18 protein-coding genes and 1 pseudogene are annotated in these 16728 nt (G+C 40.3%); all 19 read left to right on the top strand.

Annotation, left to right across the window (positions count from 1 at the left end):
* Positions 1–50 precede the first annotated feature (50 nt).
* The 19 genes and pseudogenes from JJE29_00790 to JJE29_00700 all read left to right on the top strand — a co-directional run bounded on the left by JJE29_00790 (position 51) and on the right by JJE29_00700 (position 16689).
* Positions 51–1244, top strand: a complete 1194-nt coding sequence (locus JJE29_00790) for an acetate kinase (protein MBK5251173.1) — start codon at positions 51–53, stop codon at positions 1242–1244.
* Positions 1245–1354: 110 nt separating this feature from the next.
* The gene (rpmF, locus tag JJE29_00785) at positions 1355–1534 is read left to right on the top strand and encodes a 50S ribosomal protein L32 (GenBank protein MBK5251172.1); all 180 of its coding nucleotides are present in this window, start codon (positions 1355–1357) and stop codon (positions 1532–1534) included.
* A 111-nt stretch (positions 1535–1645) separates the two neighbouring features.
* Positions 1646–2644 carry a phosphate acyltransferase PlsX gene (gene plsX, locus JJE29_00780; protein ID MBK5251171.1) on the top strand — a complete coding sequence of 333 codons (999 nt, stop codon included), beginning with the start codon at positions 1646–1648 and terminating at the stop codon, positions 2642–2644.
* A 24-nt stretch (positions 2645–2668) separates the two neighbouring features.
* Complete coding sequence (locus tag JJE29_00775; GenBank protein ID MBK5251170.1) at positions 2669–3361, top strand: ribonuclease III; 693 nt, start codon at positions 2669–2671, stop codon at positions 3359–3361.
* A gap of 23 nt (positions 3362–3384) precedes the next feature.
* On the top strand, positions 3385–5061 hold the full coding sequence (locus tag JJE29_00770) for a ribonuclease J (GenBank protein MBK5251169.1): 1677 nt from the start codon (positions 3385–3387) through the stop codon (positions 5059–5061).
* A 12-nt stretch (positions 5062–5073) separates the two neighbouring features.
* Positions 5074–5400, top strand: a complete 327-nt coding sequence (locus tag JJE29_00765; GenBank protein ID MBK5251168.1) for a YlbF family regulator — start codon at positions 5074–5076, stop codon at positions 5398–5400.
* A 108-nt stretch (positions 5401–5508) separates the two neighbouring features.
* Complete coding sequence (mltG, locus tag JJE29_00760) at positions 5509–6510, top strand: endolytic transglycosylase MltG (GenBank protein MBK5251167.1); 1002 nt, start codon at positions 5509–5511, stop codon at positions 6508–6510.
* 4 nt (positions 6511–6514) lie between these two features.
* Positions 6515–7162, top strand: a complete 648-nt coding sequence (locus JJE29_00755) for an O-methyltransferase (GenBank protein MBK5251166.1) — start codon at positions 6515–6517, stop codon at positions 7160–7162.
* 1 nt (position 7163) lies between these two features.
* The gene (locus JJE29_00750; protein ID MBK5251165.1) at positions 7164–8396 is read left to right on the top strand and encodes a U32 family peptidase; all 1233 of its coding nucleotides are present in this window, start codon (positions 7164–7166) and stop codon (positions 8394–8396) included.
* Position 8397: 1 nt separating this feature from the next.
* A pseudogene (locus JJE29_00745) lies at positions 8398–8490 on the top strand (dephospho-CoA kinase).
* A 164-nt stretch (positions 8491–8654) separates the two neighbouring features.
* Entirely contained in the window at positions 8655–10361 is a 1707-nt protein-coding gene (gene tadA, locus JJE29_00740; protein ID MBK5251164.1) for a Flp pilus assembly complex ATPase component TadA, read from the top strand.
* 5 nt (positions 10362–10366) lie between these two features.
* A complete protein-coding gene (locus JJE29_00735; GenBank protein ID MBK5251163.1) occupies positions 10367–11416 on the top strand; it encodes a type IV pilus twitching motility protein PilT in 1050 nt (349 codons plus the stop codon).
* Positions 11417–11428: 12 nt separating this feature from the next.
* Positions 11429–12640, top strand: coding sequence for a type II secretion system F family protein (locus JJE29_00730; protein MBK5251162.1), 1212 nt, complete (start codon positions 11429–11431; stop codon positions 12638–12640).
* A gap of 113 nt (positions 12641–12753) precedes the next feature.
* Positions 12754–13173: a type II secretion system protein gene (locus tag JJE29_00725; GenBank protein ID MBK5251161.1), complete on the top strand. Its 420-nt coding sequence runs from the start codon at positions 12754–12756 to the stop codon at positions 13171–13173.
* Positions 13174–13299: 126 nt separating this feature from the next.
* The gene (locus JJE29_00720; GenBank protein MBK5251160.1) at positions 13300–14040 is read left to right on the top strand and encodes a prepilin peptidase; all 741 of its coding nucleotides are present in this window, start codon (positions 13300–13302) and stop codon (positions 14038–14040) included.
* Positions 14041–14050: 10 nt separating this feature from the next.
* The gene (locus tag JJE29_00715; GenBank protein MBK5251159.1) at positions 14051–14497 is read left to right on the top strand and encodes a hypothetical protein; all 447 of its coding nucleotides are present in this window, start codon (positions 14051–14053) and stop codon (positions 14495–14497) included.
* Positions 14478–14978: a prepilin-type N-terminal cleavage/methylation domain-containing protein gene (locus tag JJE29_00710; protein MBK5251158.1), complete on the top strand. Its 501-nt coding sequence runs from the start codon at positions 14478–14480 to the stop codon at positions 14976–14978. The genes JJE29_00715 and JJE29_00710 overlap by 20 nt, the downstream gene beginning before the upstream one ends.
* A 21-nt stretch (positions 14979–14999) precedes the next feature.
* Positions 15000–16076 carry a pilus assembly protein PilM gene (gene pilM / locus JJE29_00705; protein MBK5251157.1) on the top strand — a complete coding sequence of 359 codons (1077 nt, stop codon included), beginning with the start codon at positions 15000–15002 and terminating at the stop codon, positions 16074–16076.
* Positions 16069–16689 (top strand): PilN domain-containing protein, encoded by a 621-nt coding sequence (locus JJE29_00700; GenBank protein MBK5251156.1) that lies wholly within the window; start codon positions 16069–16071, stop codon positions 16687–16689. The genes pilM and JJE29_00700 overlap by 8 nt, the downstream gene beginning before the upstream one ends.
* Positions 16690–16728 lie beyond the last annotated feature (39 nt).

Below are 16728 nucleotides of genomic sequence, written 5' to 3'. Positions count from 1 at the left end.
AATGATTATGGCTGATAAATCGGATAATAAATTACATAGGGGGAAACGAAATGAAAGTATTGGTAGTAAACTGTGGGAGTTCATCCTTGAAGTATCAATTGATTGATATGAGCGATGAAGCTGTAATGGCAAAGGGTCTTGTCGAGAGAATAGGAATTGAAGGATCTATCCTCACGCATGAATCGGCAGGAAAAGATAAAAAGGTTATTGAAGAGCCGATGAAGGACCATAAAAAAGCTCTTGAACTTGTATTGGGAGCCATTGTCAATAAAGAATACGGCGCCATAGCGAGTATGGATGAAATAGAGGCAGTAGGACATAGGGTAGTTCATGCAGGTGAAAAATTTAGCGATTCCGTTATCATCAACGATGATGTAATAGCGGCACTGGAAGAGTGCATAGAGCTGGCTCCGCTTCATAATCCTCCGAATCTAATAGGTATTCGCGCATGCATGGAGCTTATGCCGGGCATTAAGATGGTTGGAGTGTTTGACACAGCATTTCACCAAACTATGCCGCCAACGGCATATATTTACGCTCTTCCGTATGAATATTATAAAAAATATGGTGTAAGAAAATATGGTTTTCATGGAACGAGTCATAAATATGTTGCACAAAGAACAGCTTCCATTCTTGGAAAAGATTTTGACTCTCTAAAGATTATCACATGCCATCTTGGAAACGGTGCAAGCATAACAGCCATTGACAATGGCAAGTCGGTTGACACAAGCATGGGCTTTACCCCCCTTGAAGGATTGGTAATGGGTACGCGTTGCGGTGATTTGGACCCTGCAATTATCCCGTTTATTATGGGAAAAGAGAACCTTTCAATAGACGAGATGAATAATATTCTAAACAAGAAATCAGGCGTTTTGGGAATCTCGGGCATAAGCAGCGACTTCAGGGATATCGAATCCGCAGCCAAGGAAGGCAATGCAAGAGCGCAGCTCGCACTTGACAAGTTCAATGTCAGCGTCAAAAAATATATCGCGGCATGCGCTGCAGTAATGGGCGGTGTTGATGCGATTGTCTTTACGGCAGGAGTGGGAGAAAACTCCATAAGTGCGCGCCAACTCATTTGTAGCGATTTTGAATTCATGGGTGTAGAGCTTGACAAAAAGAAGAACAATGTTCGCGGCAAAGAAACTGTTATTAGCAAAGATTCCTCAAAGGTAAAGGTTCTTGTCGTTCCTACAAACGAAGAGCTTATGATTGCCAGAGACACCGTTTCGCTGCTTAAATAAGTTATACTTGACAAATCCTCTTGCGATTTATATAATTAGGGTCGTGTCAAATAGAAAAAATAAGTTGCATATAAATCAATTCCATTTATTTTAAGCAAGGAGGTGTCGTAATGGCAGTACCAAAGAGAAAAATCTCTAAAGCCAGAAGGGACAAAAGAAGAGCTTCGAATGTCAAGATGACTGCGCCTAATGTGATTGAATGTCCACAGTGCCATGAGCCTGTTCTTTCCCATAGAGTCTGCAAATCATGCGGATACTACAAGCAGAAGGAAGTTCTAAAAGTTGACTAATTGACTTATAGAAATAGTAATGGCTAATATTAGTCATTACTATTTTTTTTGAGTCAATAATAATGGTATAATATTCGTAAGGGTTCCAAATAAACCACAACAGGAGGGAACATGAGGATAGTAATTGATGCAATGGGAGGAGACAACGCTCCTAAAGCGATAATCGAGGGCTGTATGTTAGCTTTGGAAACGAAAGCCATAGAATCCGAAATCCTGCTGGTCGGACATAGGGAACAAATAATAGAGACTTTCAATGAATTGAACCTTTCCATTCCTGAAAACATTCAGATCCATCACACTAGCGAATGCATAACTGCCGAGGATAAACCGGCTAAGGCTATTCGCGGCAAAAAAGATTCATCAATGGTTGTTGCATATGAAATTCTTAATAAAGGAGAAGCCGATGCAATGCTTTCCGCAGGAAACACCGGAGCGTTGTTGGCAGGCGGGATATTCCTTACAGGCCGCATAGACGGAATTTCGAGACCTGCGTTGGCACCGGCATATCCAACTCAAAAGGGATTTACTCTTCTGTTGGACGCAGGAGCAAATGCGGATTGCAAACCATCTAATCTAATGGAATTTGCTATCATGGGATCCCAATATATGAAAAAAGTCTTTGAAATCGATTCTCCAAGGGTCGGTCTTATAAACATAGGAGATGAAGCGGGAAAAGGGAATAAGCTAACGAATGAAGCCTACGGATTGATGTCGGATTCCGTAGAAATCAATTTTGGCGGAAATCTTGAAGCAAGAAATCTTCCCGAAGGCCTGTTTGATGTAGCCGTATGCGACGGGTTTACAGGCAATACAGTTCTCAAACTTACTGAGGGCGTGGCTATGAATCTTATGAAAATAATCAAAAGCCATATGACAGATACCCTTAAGCACAAAATAGGGGCATTTCTTCTAAGGGACGCTTTTGAAAAGATAAAAAAAGAAATGGATTACACCGAATATGGCGGAGCACCTCTTTTGGGGCTTAAGCGCCCAATCGTCAAAGCGCATGGGAGCTCAAATGCTAAAGCCATCAAGAACGCGCTTGTATATGCAGAAATTTATGCTAAAAGTAAAGTTATAGAATCAATAGAAGAAAAAGTATCCAAATAGGAGTGTTGATCTGTGCAAAAGAATATGATTGAACTGGAAAAAACAATAGACTATTCGTTCAAAAACAAAAGCTTTCTAAAAACGGCACTAACACATAGTTCCTACGCCAATGAGAATAAAATGGATTATTACAATGAAAGATTGGAATTTCTAGGAGACTCGGTTCTTGGAATTGTCGTTAGCGACCACCTTTTTGTAAACAACCCTAATCTGCCCGAAGGAAAACTTACAAAAACGAGAGCAAGAATCGTTTGCGAGACTAGCCTTGAAAAAACATCAAGAAGCATAGATCTTGGAGATTATTTATTGCTTGGAAAAGGGGAAGAACTTACTGGGGGTAGGAACAGGACATCAATATTGGCAGACGCTTTTGAAGCGTTAATTGCAGCAATATATCTCGATGGCGGATTTGAGCAGGCAAGATATTTCATATTGTGCCGGATGAAATCCATTATTGATGAAGCTGTTAATGGCAAACTGTTTATCGACTATAAGACTCATCTGCAGGAATTGATTCAGAAGAGAAGCTCAGGACCGCTCAATTATCAGATTTATAGAGAAGAGGGTCCGGATCATGCAAAAGTTTTCTTTTCCAGTGTAACGGTTAACGAAACCGAAATAGGCAAAGGGAAAGGAAACAATAAGAAAGAAGCAGAGCAGGAAGCCGCACAAATGGCTCTTGTTGATTTGTTGAAGAATAACCGAAATGAAAAATAATTAGGAGTGAAATAATGAATACTATGACAGGAAACAAACCAAAGAACAATCTTAAAATAATCCCATTAGGCGGATTGAATGAAATCGGCAAAAATATGACAGTCTTTGAATACAAGGATGAAATTGTTATTGTCGATTGCGGACTTGCTTTTCCCGATAACGAAATGCTGGGAATCGACTTGGTGATACCGGATGTCACCTATCTTGAAAACAATAAGGATAAAATAAAGGGAATTGTATTGACCCATGGCCATGAAGACCATATAGGAGGATTGCCATTTTTTCTAAAAAAAATCAATGTCCCGATTTACGGAACTAATTTGACAATCGGTCTTGTTGCAAATAAGCTTAGGGAACACAAACTGGACAAAAAAGTTAAAACACATGTCAGAAAAGCTGGAGATATAATAACGCTAGGCAGGTTCAAAGTTGAGCTTATTAGGGTCGGCCACAGCATTCCTGACGCAGTAGGCCTTTTGATAAACACCCCGGTCGGCAAGATTATCCATACGGGAGACTTTAAAATCGACTTCACACCAATCGACGGAGACGCCATAGACTTGAACCGCTTTGCTGAAATTGGGAGCTCGGGCGTTCTTGCTCTTATGGCCGACAGTACAAATGTTGAAAGACCCGGCTATACCATGTCCGAGAAAAAAGTGGGCAAAACCTTCGACAGGTTATTCGCAAGTGCCGAAAAACGCATAATCGTAGCATCATTCTCTTCGAATGTGCACAGGCTGCAGCAGATAGTGAACGCGGCTGCCTTGTGCAATAGAAAAATTGCATTTTCCGGAAGAAGCATGGTCAATATGGTGAAAGTAGCCACGGAACTCGGATATATAAACATTCCGGAAGGAATACAAATAAATATTAATGACATAAGCAGATACCCCGACAATGAAATTGTTGTGGCAACAACCGGCAGCCAGGGAGAACCGATGTCGGCGCTCGTTCGAATGGCAAACGCCGAACATCGCCAAATGACTCTTCAAAAAGGAGACACGGTAATAATGTCTTCTTCGGCGATTCCTGGAAACGAGAAAACAATCTCAAACATCATCAATCTGCTTTATGAAAAAGGCGTGGATATAATATACGAAGACACGCTTGATGATATTCACGTTTCGGGTCACGCCTGCCAGGAAGAGTTGAAATTGATTCATTCACTGGTCAAGCCCAAATACTTCATACCTGTGCATGGCGAATATCGCCATTTGGCGCGCCACGCTAAACTTGCAGAGGAACTCGGCATGTCCGAGAACAATATTTTCATTGGTAAAAATGGAAATGTAATAGAAATCAACAAGGATTTTGCATCCATGACAGAAACCGTGCCCAGCGGCATTATACTGGTTGACGGACTGGGAGTGGGAGATGTAGGGAATATCGTACTGAAGGATAGAAAGGTTCTTTCTGAAGATGGACTTATGGTTGTCGTAGTAACCCTTTCTAAAAAAGAAAATAAGATTATTTCGGGACCTGACATCATTTCAAGAGGCTTTGTTTATGTCAGGGAGTCAGAGGATCTTATGGACGGTTCGCGCAAAGTGGTATCCGATGCCTTGGAAGATTGTTTAAGTAAAAACACCAAGGAATGGTCAACGCTTAAATCTGCGATAAGGGATTCGCTTGGCAAGCATCTTTATAACAAAACAAAACGCAATCCAATGATTCTTCCCATTATTACGGAAATTTAAGGGGGCTATGCAGTGAATGTATACGATTCGGCGCATAATTTAGCAAAGGCTATCAAGAATTCGGATGAGTACACTGATTACATTGCCGCAAAAGAAAAATTAGACGCGAGCGAGGGCCTCAAAAATGCTTTTGAAGATTTTCAAAAAAGAGAATCCGAAATGCAGATGTCAATAATTGGCGGTAATGAACCCGACGATAATGAAATTGAAACTCTAAATTCTTTGTATGGAGTTCTGTCAAAGGATCCACTCGGATCAGAATACTTGCAGGCGGAGAGCCGCTATCGCCAAATGCTCGATGACATGTCAAGGATACTGGCAGACGCAATGCAAATCTAATATTTAAATTGCCCCGGTTGTCGTTTGACAATCGGGGTTTTACTTGTGCTTGCAAGAATGCTGCAGCAATTATATAATATTAAACAGTAAATAAAAAAGGAGCGCGAGATGAAAAAAATGATTCTTGGTTTGTGCATCTTTATTGTTTTCGCAGGGCTTGTTGCAGTATACGCCATCTATAGACCTTATGATTCGGACAATCCGATGGAAATAGAATTAGAAATACCTAAGGGAAGCAGCAGCAGAAAAATTGCCGAAATACTGCGTGAGTCCGAATTGATTCGAAGTAGCAATCTTTTTTTGGTGCTGATAAAAAGAAGCGGCCTTGAGAACGATATAAAGGCCGGCAGATACACATTAAAGCAAGACATGGGTTACGATGAGATAATTTCGGAGCTGAGCCGTGGAAACACATATACGGAAGCCGCCAGGACAACAATACCTGAGGGGTATGAAATGAGGCAGATAATCGATCTGCTTGTTTCAAAAGGCCTTGCTGAAGAGGAAGAATTGATAATGGCCATGGATCCATCGCTCTACAGCTATTCGTTTCTTGATACCATAGAGAACGATACACTTGAGGGGTTTCTGTTTCCGGACACATATGATATTCCCTATTCATATGAGCCCCGAAAAATCGTAGAGATTTTTTTAAACCGCTTCGATGATATTTTTAACGATGAATATGAAAGCCGACTGTCTGAAACGGGAATGTCGATTAATGAGGCTATTACCTTGGCTTCCATAATAGAAAGGGAAGCAAGATATCCGGATGAGAGAAAAACGATTTCGGGGGTTTTTGTTAATCGAATAAAAAGAAACATGCGGTTGGAATCATGCGCAACAGTTCAATATGCAATTGGAGAATGGAAAGAAACACTGTCTTATGAAGATACTGCCATTGAGTCTCCGTACAATACCTATAGAAACAAAGGGCTTCCTCCGGGACCGATAGCTTCTCCGGGTGAGGATTCCATAAGAGCAGCTCTTTACCCGGAAGAACACGAATATTATTTTTTCTTTGCGATACCCGGAGACAGCGAAGGCAGACATGTGTTTTCAAAGACATACGAAGAACATCTAGCGGCTCAGGCCAGATATAAGGACTGATTAAATGAACAACAATATCAATCCGGAAGGGCTTGTAGAATTGCTTACAAGGCACCTGAATTACAGACCGGAGATAGAGGAAATGCGGAAAAATGCCATAGAACGCAGCATACCTGTAATACAAAAGGAAACAGCGGACTTGATTAGGCTTCTTATTCGCACTTCAAACACAAAATCAATTTTGGAAATAGGTACCGCAATAGGGTACTCTACTTCGCTTTTTTATGAAACAATGAAAAATGGAACAATAACAACAATTGAAAAAAGGCATGACTCTGCAATAGAGGCCGCGCAGAACTTCAAGCGTCTTGGGTACAGCGGCATTGATCTTATTGAAGGCGACGCGTTAGACTGCATTTCAAAAGTAAGGGGACCATTCGACATGATATTTATTGATGCCGGCAAGAGCCATTACAAAAGCTATTTTGACGAGGCATTTCCATTATTAAATCAGGGTGGAATTGTTCTTTCTGACAACATACTCATGAATGGACTTACGATTAACTACGACATGAATATTCGCAAGAACAGAACTATGGTAAGAGGAATGAGAGGCTATATTGAATATATTTGCAATCATCCACTGCTTACTACGACACTTATTCCCGTAGGGGACGGACTGGCTGTTTCCCATTACACAAAGGAGAAATAATATGGATAGGGTTGAACTGCTGGCGCCTGCCGGAGACCTCGAGAAGCTTAAGTTTGCATTTATATACGGAGCCGATGCAGTATATATTGGAGGGCAAACATTTGGTCTAAGAGCGTCCGCCAAGAATTTTTCATTTGAAGAAATGAAGGAGGGCATAGAATTTGCCCATGAAAGAGGCAAAAGAGTGTACGTAACACTTAACATAATCCCGCACAATGAAGATTTAAACGATTTGCAGGGATACCTTTCTGCATTGGAGAAAATGAAGGCGGATGCTGTCATTGTTTCAGACCCGGGAACCATTGCTTACATCAGAGAGCACAATCCGGGAATGGAAATACATCTAAGCACACAGGCAAATACGACAAATTACCTAACTGCAGGTTTTTGGCACAGCCAGGGACTGCCGCGTGTGGTGCTTGCGAGGGAATTGTCCTTTAATGAAATAAAGGAAACCATAGACAAGAGTCCGTCATCTCTTGGGTTTGAGATGTTCGTTCACGGAGCAATGTGCATATCCTATTCGGGACGATGCCTACTAAGCAATTACCTCGCTAATCGCGATGCAAACAGAGGAGAATGCGCACATCCATGCAGATGGAAATACCAACTCATGGAAGAAAAGCGGCCAGGAGAATACTTTCCCGTTGTAGAGGATGAAAATGGGACATATTTTTTTAATTCGAAGGATCTTTGCCTTATTGGAGACCTGAAAGAAATTATTGAATCGGGAGTGAGAAGCCTTAAAATAGAGGGAAGAATGAAGAGTCTTTACTATGTGGCGAATACTGTAAGAGCATACAGAGCGGCGATAGACAGTTACTACGAAGATCCATACAGATATACATTCGATGAAAAATGGATTGAAGAGCTTAACAAATCGAGCCACCGAAAATACGAAAGAGGTTTTTTTAGTGGAAGACCCGATGGAAATGCTCAGATTTACGACACTGCATCATATGAAAGATCGTATGACTTCATCGGAGTTGTTAAAGACTACAATTTCGGCAATGGCATTGCGAAAATCGAGCAACGCAATAAGTTCGTCATTGGAGACGAAATAGAAATAATGAGTCCCGGATTCCAATCCTTTAAACAAACTGTTACCGAGCTCTATGATGAAAATATGAACCCTGTCATGGATGCGCCTCACCCCAAAGGGGAATTTTATATGAGTACGAGTCAGCCAGTGAAGGCATTTGACATCCTTCGAAAGTTAAGAAAGGAAGGCTAAAATGAAAAGACCTGTAATTATAGGTATCACAGGCGGTACAGGTTCCGGTAAAAGCACTGTTGCAAAAGCCATCTTTAAATCCCTGCCCGAAAAAACATACTCATTATCATAATCCCTGAAGGAGGCTATAATAAGGTGGCCATTGGCATAATGGCAGCTAAGGTCCGCTCTATAGTTCAAAACGTATCAGAATAGAAATATTTGCCATTAATTTGCAATTCGTAAAAAATGTGCCATAATATAATAAATTGAGCGTTTATGGGGGTTATAACATTGATAAATAAGAATATTCGTTTAGGTGAGTTTTTTTTACAAATCGGGAAAATAAATAAAGAAGAATTAGAAAAAGCTCTGCAAATCCAAAAGACAAGCGGTAAAAAAATCGGACAAATTTTAGTTGAATTGAAATATATAAAGGACAAAGACATAGCCGATGTTCTAGAGTACCAATTAGACATCCCTTTCATCGACCTTGAACGCTACTTCATAGAACCAAAGGTTCCAAATCTCATTAGTGAAAGCTTTGCGAGGGAAAACAAACTGATTCCGATTAATATGTCAAATGAGGAACTTACAGTCGCTATGAGCGATCCCTTCAATATTGTTGTAATTGAAGACCTTAAAAAAATGAGCCGTTTGAAAATCAAGCCGGTAATCGCCAGTGATTCAGACATACTAAACGCCATAGGGAAGCATTATGGCAATAAGAATGTTGAAAAAGCCGTTGCGGATTTTAAATTAGAAAACACAGTAAATGATGAAGAAGAAGAAGTTAATAAAAATCTTCTTAATGAAATCAATAATGCCCCCATAGTTAGATTAGTCAATTCAATTATGCTTCAAGCTGTCCAGCAGAAGGCCAGCGACATACATATAGAACCGGGAGAAAATTTCTTGCGTATCCGTTATCGGGTTGACGGAGACCTTCGAGATGTTATGAAACCTGCTAAGCAGACACATGGCGCAATTGTTGCCAGAATCAAAATAATGGCAAACATGAATATAGCCGAAAGACGTATTCCTCAAGACGGACGGATTGAAATTAATTTGAATAGTCAGGAATTCGACTTTCGCATATCTACAATTCCGACTATTTTCGGTGAAAAAGTAGTAATGCGGATACTGGACCGTACAGGTTTCCTTAAAGATAAATCAGACCTTGGCTTCAGCAAAAGCAACTTGGAATTATTCAATACCTTAATACGATCCAGCAATGGCATAATCTTATTGACTGGACCAACTGGCAGCGGAAAGAGCACAACCCTCTACACAATTTTAAGAGAAATGAATGACCCTAAAAGAAATATCCTAACTATCGAGGATCCTGTAGAATACAAGCTTGAAGGCATCAGTCAGATGCAGGTCAATACAAAAGCCGGACTATTTTTCGCAACCGGCCTCAGGGCGATGTTAAGGCAGGACCCTGATATAATAATGGTGGGAGAGATTCGCGACTCGGAAACGGCAGAAATTGCCATCAGAGCCGCTATAACAGGACACTTGGTTCTTTCTACACTTCACACCAATAGTGCACCTGCCACAATAGACAGGCTTGTGGATATGGGCATAGCGCCCTATCTTGTAGCATCTTCGGTATCAGGAGTAATTGCGCAACGCCTTGTAAAGATAATATGCCCAAGCTGCAAAGAATCTCACACTGCAGATTCTGCTGAATTGGAAATACTCGGACTTCCGCCGGAGAGTAAAATAGATCTTTATAGGGGCAAGGGATGTTCCTATTGTTCTGAAACAGGGTATAAAGGTCGTACAGCTATTCACGAAATTATGCTTATTGACCGAAATATTAGAAATATGATTATTAAAAAAGACAGCAACGACAATATAAAAGACTATGCCATATCCGCAGGAATGACCACCCTCAGTAAAAACGCGAAGGAACTCGTTTTAGAAGGCATTACAACTATTGAAGAATACACTAAAGTAGCATATTCCATAGGAGGTTGATTTACATGATTGAAAAATTATTTGGTGAAGCTTTTGCAAAGAACGCTTCGGATATTCATTTAACGGTAGGCGTTCCTCCTATACTAAGAATTAACGGGAACTTGGTGAAACTGGATTCTTTTGAAAGGTTGAAACCCGATGACACAAAGTCAATAGCCATGAGTCTTTTAAGTGATGCTCAGAAGGAGATATTCGAAGAAAAAGGGGAGATTGATTTTTCATATTCTCTTCAAACCAGAGGACGATTTCGCATAAATGCCTACAAACAGCGGGGCAGTATTTCAATCGCCATAAGGCCGATACCCCTTGAAACTCCAAAATTGGAAGACCTTATGCTTCCGGAAATATTGAAAGACATGGCAATGATGGATAGGGGACTTTTCCTTGTTACAGGGCCTACGGGTTCGGGAAAATCATCTACTCTGGCCTCCATGATCAGCTATATAAATAGCCATAAAACAGCGCATATCATCACATTGGAAGACCCTATAGAATTCTTACACAAACACAAAAGCAGCATAATCGACCAAAGGGAGATAGGAACCGACAGCCTATCGTTCTCTAATGCCTTAAGGGGGGCTCTCAGGCAGGATCCCGATATCATACTCGTAGGCGAGATGCGCGACCTTGAAACAATTCAGATTGCCATAACAGCAGCTGAAACCGGACATCTGGTACTTTCCAGCCTCCATACAAACGGTGCCGCATCAACCGTGGAGCGTATCATCGATGTGTTCCCATCACCACAGCAACAACAGATCAAGGTGCAATTGGCAAATGTTCTTAACGGAGTAATCTCTCAGCAATTGCTTAAATACGCAGACAATCACGGCCGTGTTGTAGCCTGTGAGATAATGATTGGAAACAAAGCCGTTCGCAACAATATCAGAGAGGGCAAGACCCACCAAATCATGAGCAGCATACAGACCGGAAGCGCCGACGGTATGATCAGCATGGACAACTATATCGTTAGCCTTTATAAGAAAAATTTGATTTCTTATGATGAAGCCTTGTCCCACTGCATCGAAAAGAATTCCTTTAATATATACAGATAAGGAGATGTTGCTATGTCTAATTACAACTACACGGGAAGAAATTTGTCCGGAGAGACTATTAATGGAACCATTACTGCAACCTCCTCTGAAAACGCGCTGCAATTGATTAGGAAGCAGAATATATATCCAATTAAAATCAATCCTGAAAGCAAAAGGGATTTGACAATAAACCTTTCATTCGTGGAAAAAGTGAAATCCAAGGATCTTTCCTTTTTTTGCCGGCAATTCTATGCCATGCTTGATGCAGGAATCCCTCTTGTAGAGTCCTTGGATCTTCTGAAGAAACAAACCTCCAATAAGAGACTCAAGTCCGCCATAGAATTTGTATTTGAAGAGGTGCAAAAGGGGAGTATTTTATCCCGCTCGATGAAGAAGCAATCCGATGTTTTTCCCGATATATTGGTATACATGGTTGAAACCGGTGAAATATCCGGACAGCTGGATATGGTAATGGGCCGAATGGCCGATCATTTCGAAAAGGAGACCAAACTGCAAAGCAAGGTTAAAAATGCCATGCTTTATCCCATTATTGTCAGTCTGGTGGCTCTTTGCGTTATCTTTTTTTTAATCACCTATGTCCTTCCCAGTTTCGTAGACATGTTTACAGGATTTGGTGCGCAATTGCCCCTCCCCACACGCATTCTTTTAGGAGTCAGTTCGATTTTTAGAAATTACTGGTATTTGCTGCTGGGAACCATTATTTTCATGATATATACATTTAAAAAATATGGCAAAACAGAAAAAGGCCGTTATAAAATTGATTACCTGAAACTCAAAATTCCGATTTTCGGGGATGTCAACAGCAAGGTTGCCACCAGCCGATTTTCAAGAACACTGGCAAGCCTTTTAGTCAGCGGTATCAACATAATAGAAGCTATGGAAATAGTGCAAAAGGTCATCGGCAATGCCGTCATATCCAAAGGCATCAACCAGTCAATGGATAGCATAAGAAAAGGAGGCGGAATAGCCGGTCCCCTTAGCGACTTGAATGTTTTTCCTATGGTGCTCATCTCCATGATAAAAGTTGGGGAAGAATCCGGTTCAATAGATACCATGCTTTCAAAGACCGCGGATTTTTACGATGAGGAAGTGGATTCCGCCGTCGAAAAAATGACAACAATGCTCGAACCCATGATCATCGTAGTGCTTGCCCTTGTAGTAGGTATGATTATTCTAGCAGTCATAACGCCAATGTTTGACATGTACCAATATGTAGGGCAATAACACTTGACATTATTTTGTGTCACATGGTATTATGTACCATGAAATTAAATCTGATTACACATCAAAAATCAGAATAAGGGGGAAATAATATGTTGAAAATGTTTTACAAATCAATGAACAACAAGAAGGGTTTCACGCTCATAGAACTTATCGTAGTTATTGCCGTACTTGGGATTCTTGCAGCCGTTGCACTTCCGAGGTTAGGTGGAGTTACTGGTGATGCGAAAATAGCTGCAGACAAGGCAACCTATGCTTCATTAAAAAGCGCAGTTGCGATTGCAGCGGCGAGCGGAAATATTTCAGCCGGTACTCTTACCGTCAAAACAAATTCAACCGGTGTACTAGAAGTTTCTGGTGTAGATTTTGATGATGGAACAGTAAATGCTATTGTAATTGGTGATCTTATGGAACCAGGCGCAGCTTTAAAAGTTAAAGCTAATATAGATGACACTGATGGATGGACTTTTACTATAACAGCTGATGGGGAAATTACTGACTCACCTGCTATTTCAGATGATGGCGAACTAAGTTAATAACTCCATGATTTATTTAACCAAACAAAAAGTTTTACATTAAATAATCGGCCCTTTTTATAAAGGGTCGATTATTTGAAAAATTCCTTATCTTATTTTAAAAGTATTTTTTATCGGGGAATAAATATGTTAATTTCATTAGTTTTAGGGATTATTATCGGCAGTTTCCTTAACGTTGTGATATATCGGTTGCCAAGCAACAAATCGATAGTTTCTCCGCCATCAGCCTGCGGAAGCTGCGGGCACCGCCTCGGTCCTATCGACCTTGTGCCTGTACTAAGCTATATGTTCCTTAAGGGAAAATGCAGGCACTGCGGAGCAAAAATTTCTGCAAGATATCCCCTCGTGGAGCTACTCACGGGGGGCTTGTTTGCTTTGCTTTTCTGGCGTTACGGCCTCACAATAGCATTCATTAAATACGCTATTCTTGCCTGCATTCTCATTTCTGCCGGCTTCATTGACATGGACCACCGCATCATACCCGACGAGCTGAATCTTTTCGGATTGATAGCCGGCATAGTTTTTTTATTTTTTCCTGTCGGACTCTCTTTAAAAAGCTCAATCCTGGGACTTCTTGCCGGTGGCGGTTTTTTACTTTTTGTAGCCGTCATCAGCAGAGGCGCCATGGGGGGAGGGGATATAAAGCTATTTGCAGTCATCGGCCTATTTTTGGGTATTGAAAAAACAATACTGGCAATGTTCCTCACTTTTTTAGTGGGAGGAATAGCCGGCATCTTGCTCATAGCAACAGGTATCCGTTCACGCAAAGACTACATGCCCTTTGGACCATTTATTTCTCTCGGTGCATTTATTACCATAATGTGGTATAATCAATTGATAATTTTTTATTTCAATATTCTTGATTGAGGAGCACCATATGGAACATAATTACAAGGGCTATACAATGGTGGAACTGGTGTTGATTGTATTTGTGCTTTCAATCATTTTTGCCATTGCAGCTCCAAATGTAAGGCAATCCATGAACATATATCGCCTTAATGCTTTTGACAGAACAATAATAAGCGATTTAAGATTCGCGCAGCAACAGGCAAGCATTAATTGGAGAGAGTCGCGTTTATATTTCAGTAATACGTCGCGCAAAATTTATGTTAAGCAAGGGACAAAGATAATAAAAAGCGACATCTATCCCGATTCTGTCAGACTGGATTACACCAACTTCACTAGCAATGAAATAGAGTTCAACGAATTTGGCAACCCGTCAAAAGGCGGAAGCATACATATATCTTGCGGAAGCCAAAAGCATACCATAACAATTCTTCCGGTAACGGGAAGGGCCAAGCTATATGAATATGAAAAACATTAAAACCCATACAAATAGCATTAAGGGATTCACTCTCATAGAGCTGCTTGTCGCAATTGCCATAATGGCCATCGTCATGGTTCCCATGACGATGCTTTCAATAAATGGAATTACCTCTTACTACCATGAAATGGAAAAAATAGAGCTCATGGAGTCCGCACGATTTTCGCTTTTTAAGATAACTAAGCAAATAAGGCTAAGCGACCAGCCTGTTATTTCTGATACAGAAACAGAAAATGCAGAAAATGATTCGATTATTGTAATGCTGAACGGAAAAAGCTATAAATACCAACTAAGCGATTCAAACCCGACAAACCTGATAGAAAAAATTGACGGCGGTGCCGAAAATGCAATTGCAGAAAACATATCAATTTTCGATCTTTCCGCAGATGGGGATCTTTTGACAATTGACATTGAGCTGACAGGTCCGAAATACGGTGAAGTAGTAAATCTTAAAACAGCAATATATCTTAGAAATCAATAATCCGGAGGGGATGGAATAAATATGTTCAACGAAACACTGGTAGGTCTGGAAATAGGCAAATATTCAACAAAAATTGTCTCTGGCAATTATTCCATAGGTAAATTTATCATCAAGGACCATACTGTCATAGATACCCCTGATAAGTCATTTTTGCCTAACGATGCCCTTAACTATGAAGTAATAGCGCCATTTCTTAAGGAAGTATTTAAAGCCAATAAAATAAACAAAAAAAAATTTCATGTGGTCATAAACACAAACAAGGCAGTTTTACGCGAAAGAGTGCTTCCAAAAGCCAATCTCGCCGAACTCCACGATATGTCCAAATTTGAAATAGAACAATTTCTCCCTTATTCCGTAGATGATTTCGTAGTCGACTATCGTGTTCTCTCCATAGGCAATGAAGATAATGATGACAGTTTGAATACCCTTGTGGCAGCAGTGCCCCGAGATATTATAAACAGCTATATTACAACATCAAAAAAATGTGGATGCGCCATTAAATCCATTAACATATATTCGGACTGTCTCAGCAGATTTATGGAGAACTACATTCCTTATCCGGATGAGAATGTTCTTGTTGTAGATATAGGGGCGCAGTTAACCCTGCTTACCATTTTCAAAAACAACAAATATTTCGCAAGCTTCAATTCGGACCTTGGCGGGGAAGAAGCCACCAAACGATTAGCAAGGGAAAACCATTTGGAACTCAAAGAGGCTGAACACAAAAAAATTACCATGGGCCTTGCAATGACAAAGGAGCTTTTCAATAATAATAGCCTAAACGGATTCAACTTTGATAAAGCAATACTCATGACAGATTATTGTGACTCTCTCGGAGCTGAAATATCAAGAGTCATCAACTATTTCCGTACAAGAAAAATTTCGGGAATAATACATAGGGTTGTCCTTATAGGCGGAGGTTCGCAGATAAAGGAGATGGACAAATATCTTCAAGGCATTCTTGGCGTCGATGTAGAGTATTTTGCAAAGCCTGAAAAAATGACTTTTCCTGAAAAAAATACTGAAAACGATTCGTCTTCGCTAAATAAGATAATTCCGGCAATAGGAGCTATCTTAAGGAGGACAGGAAATGAATAAATTCAATTTTTCCCATAAGATGCCATCAAATCACGATTACTTTAAAAAAGAAATCAACCTTCTTCCCGAGGATTACAACAATCGTAAGAAGAAAAACATAAAATTTTTTTCATACATCGCCATCTGCGTTATTTTCATAGGCGCAATGGTCGGCTATAATTACTATTTGCAAAAAACTATAGACAATAAAATAAGCCAAAAGGCCTTAATAGAAAGCAAAATTGCCGAGCTTACGGAAACTGAGAACGAACAAGAATTGATTCTGCTTCTCAATTCAAAAATCGAGGTAAAATCCAAGGCAATAATGACTTTTGAACTGATTTCACCCAAAATCATACCCATACTTAATACATTGGAGAATAATTTGCCGGCAGGACTCAGTTTTTCAAGCTTCGATAAAACAGAGGAACAAATGACAATAGATGGAATAGCGGACTCCCAAAAAACCGTAGCTGAATTTTTGCACAATCTGAAAGCTGAAAACCTGTTCGAATCCGTAGTGGTGGAGTCAATTTACGGTCAAGTGGAAGAGAATGGCTCTAATAGTTATTTCTATTTTACAATGCAATGCAAATTTAAAAATGAGGGAGGCGAAGACAATGACTCTCTCTAAACGCGAACAAATCCTTCTTGCGATTCTGATTGTTTCAGT

The organism is Peptostreptococcaceae bacterium (assembly GCA_016649995.1).
In the GTDB taxonomy this organism is placed as follows: Bacteria; Bacillota; Clostridia; order Peptostreptococcales; family BM714; genus BM714.
Note: the sequence above shows the minus strand (reverse complement) of the source record. Positions and strands in the feature narration are given on the sequence as shown.

What these genes read in the sequence shown, in the direction of transcription:
- JJE29_00790 (MBK5251173.1), top strand. Translation starts at nt 51, where the DNA reads ATGAAAGTATTGGTAGTAAACTGTGGGAGTTCATCCTTGAAGTATCAA.
- rpmF (MBK5251172.1), top strand. Translation starts at nt 1,355, where the DNA reads ATGGCAGTACCAAAGAGAAAAATCTCTAAAGCCAGAAGGGACAAAAGA.
- plsX (MBK5251171.1), top strand. Translation starts at nt 1,646, where the DNA reads ATGAGGATAGTAATTGATGCAATGGGAGGAGACAACGCTCCTAAAGCG.
- JJE29_00775 (MBK5251170.1), top strand. Translation starts at nt 2,669, where the DNA reads ATGATTGAACTGGAAAAAACAATAGACTATTCGTTCAAAAACAAAAGC.
- JJE29_00770 (MBK5251169.1), top strand. Translation starts at nt 3,385, where the DNA reads ATGACAGGAAACAAACCAAAGAACAATCTTAAAATAATCCCATTAGGC.
- mltG (MBK5251167.1), top strand. Translation starts at nt 5,509, where the DNA reads ATGAAAAAAATGATTCTTGGTTTGTGCATCTTTATTGTTTTCGCAGGG.
- JJE29_00755 (MBK5251166.1), top strand. Translation starts at nt 6,515, where the DNA reads ATGAACAACAATATCAATCCGGAAGGGCTTGTAGAATTGCTTACAAGG.
- JJE29_00750 (MBK5251165.1), top strand. Translation starts at nt 7,164, where the DNA reads ATGGATAGGGTTGAACTGCTGGCGCCTGCCGGAGACCTCGAGAAGCTT.
- tadA (MBK5251164.1), top strand. Translation starts at nt 8,655, where the DNA reads ATGGGGGTTATAACATTGATAAATAAGAATATTCGTTTAGGTGAGTTT.
- JJE29_00735 (MBK5251163.1), top strand. Translation starts at nt 10,367, where the DNA reads ATGATTGAAAAATTATTTGGTGAAGCTTTTGCAAAGAACGCTTCGGAT.
- JJE29_00730 (MBK5251162.1), top strand. Translation starts at nt 11,429, where the DNA reads ATGTCTAATTACAACTACACGGGAAGAAATTTGTCCGGAGAGACTATT.
- JJE29_00725 (MBK5251161.1), top strand. Translation starts at nt 12,754, where the DNA reads ATGAACAACAAGAAGGGTTTCACGCTCATAGAACTTATCGTAGTTATT.
- JJE29_00720 (MBK5251160.1), top strand. Translation starts at nt 13,300, where the DNA reads ATGTTAATTTCATTAGTTTTAGGGATTATTATCGGCAGTTTCCTTAAC.
- JJE29_00715 (MBK5251159.1), top strand. Translation starts at nt 14,051, where the DNA reads ATGGAACATAATTACAAGGGCTATACAATGGTGGAACTGGTGTTGATT.
- JJE29_00710 (MBK5251158.1), top strand. Translation starts at nt 14,478, where the DNA reads ATGAATATGAAAAACATTAAAACCCATACAAATAGCATTAAGGGATTC.
- pilM (MBK5251157.1), top strand. Translation starts at nt 15,000, where the DNA reads ATGTTCAACGAAACACTGGTAGGTCTGGAAATAGGCAAATATTCAACA.
- JJE29_00700 (MBK5251156.1), top strand. Translation starts at nt 16,069, where the DNA reads ATGAATAAATTCAATTTTTCCCATAAGATGCCATCAAATCACGATTAC.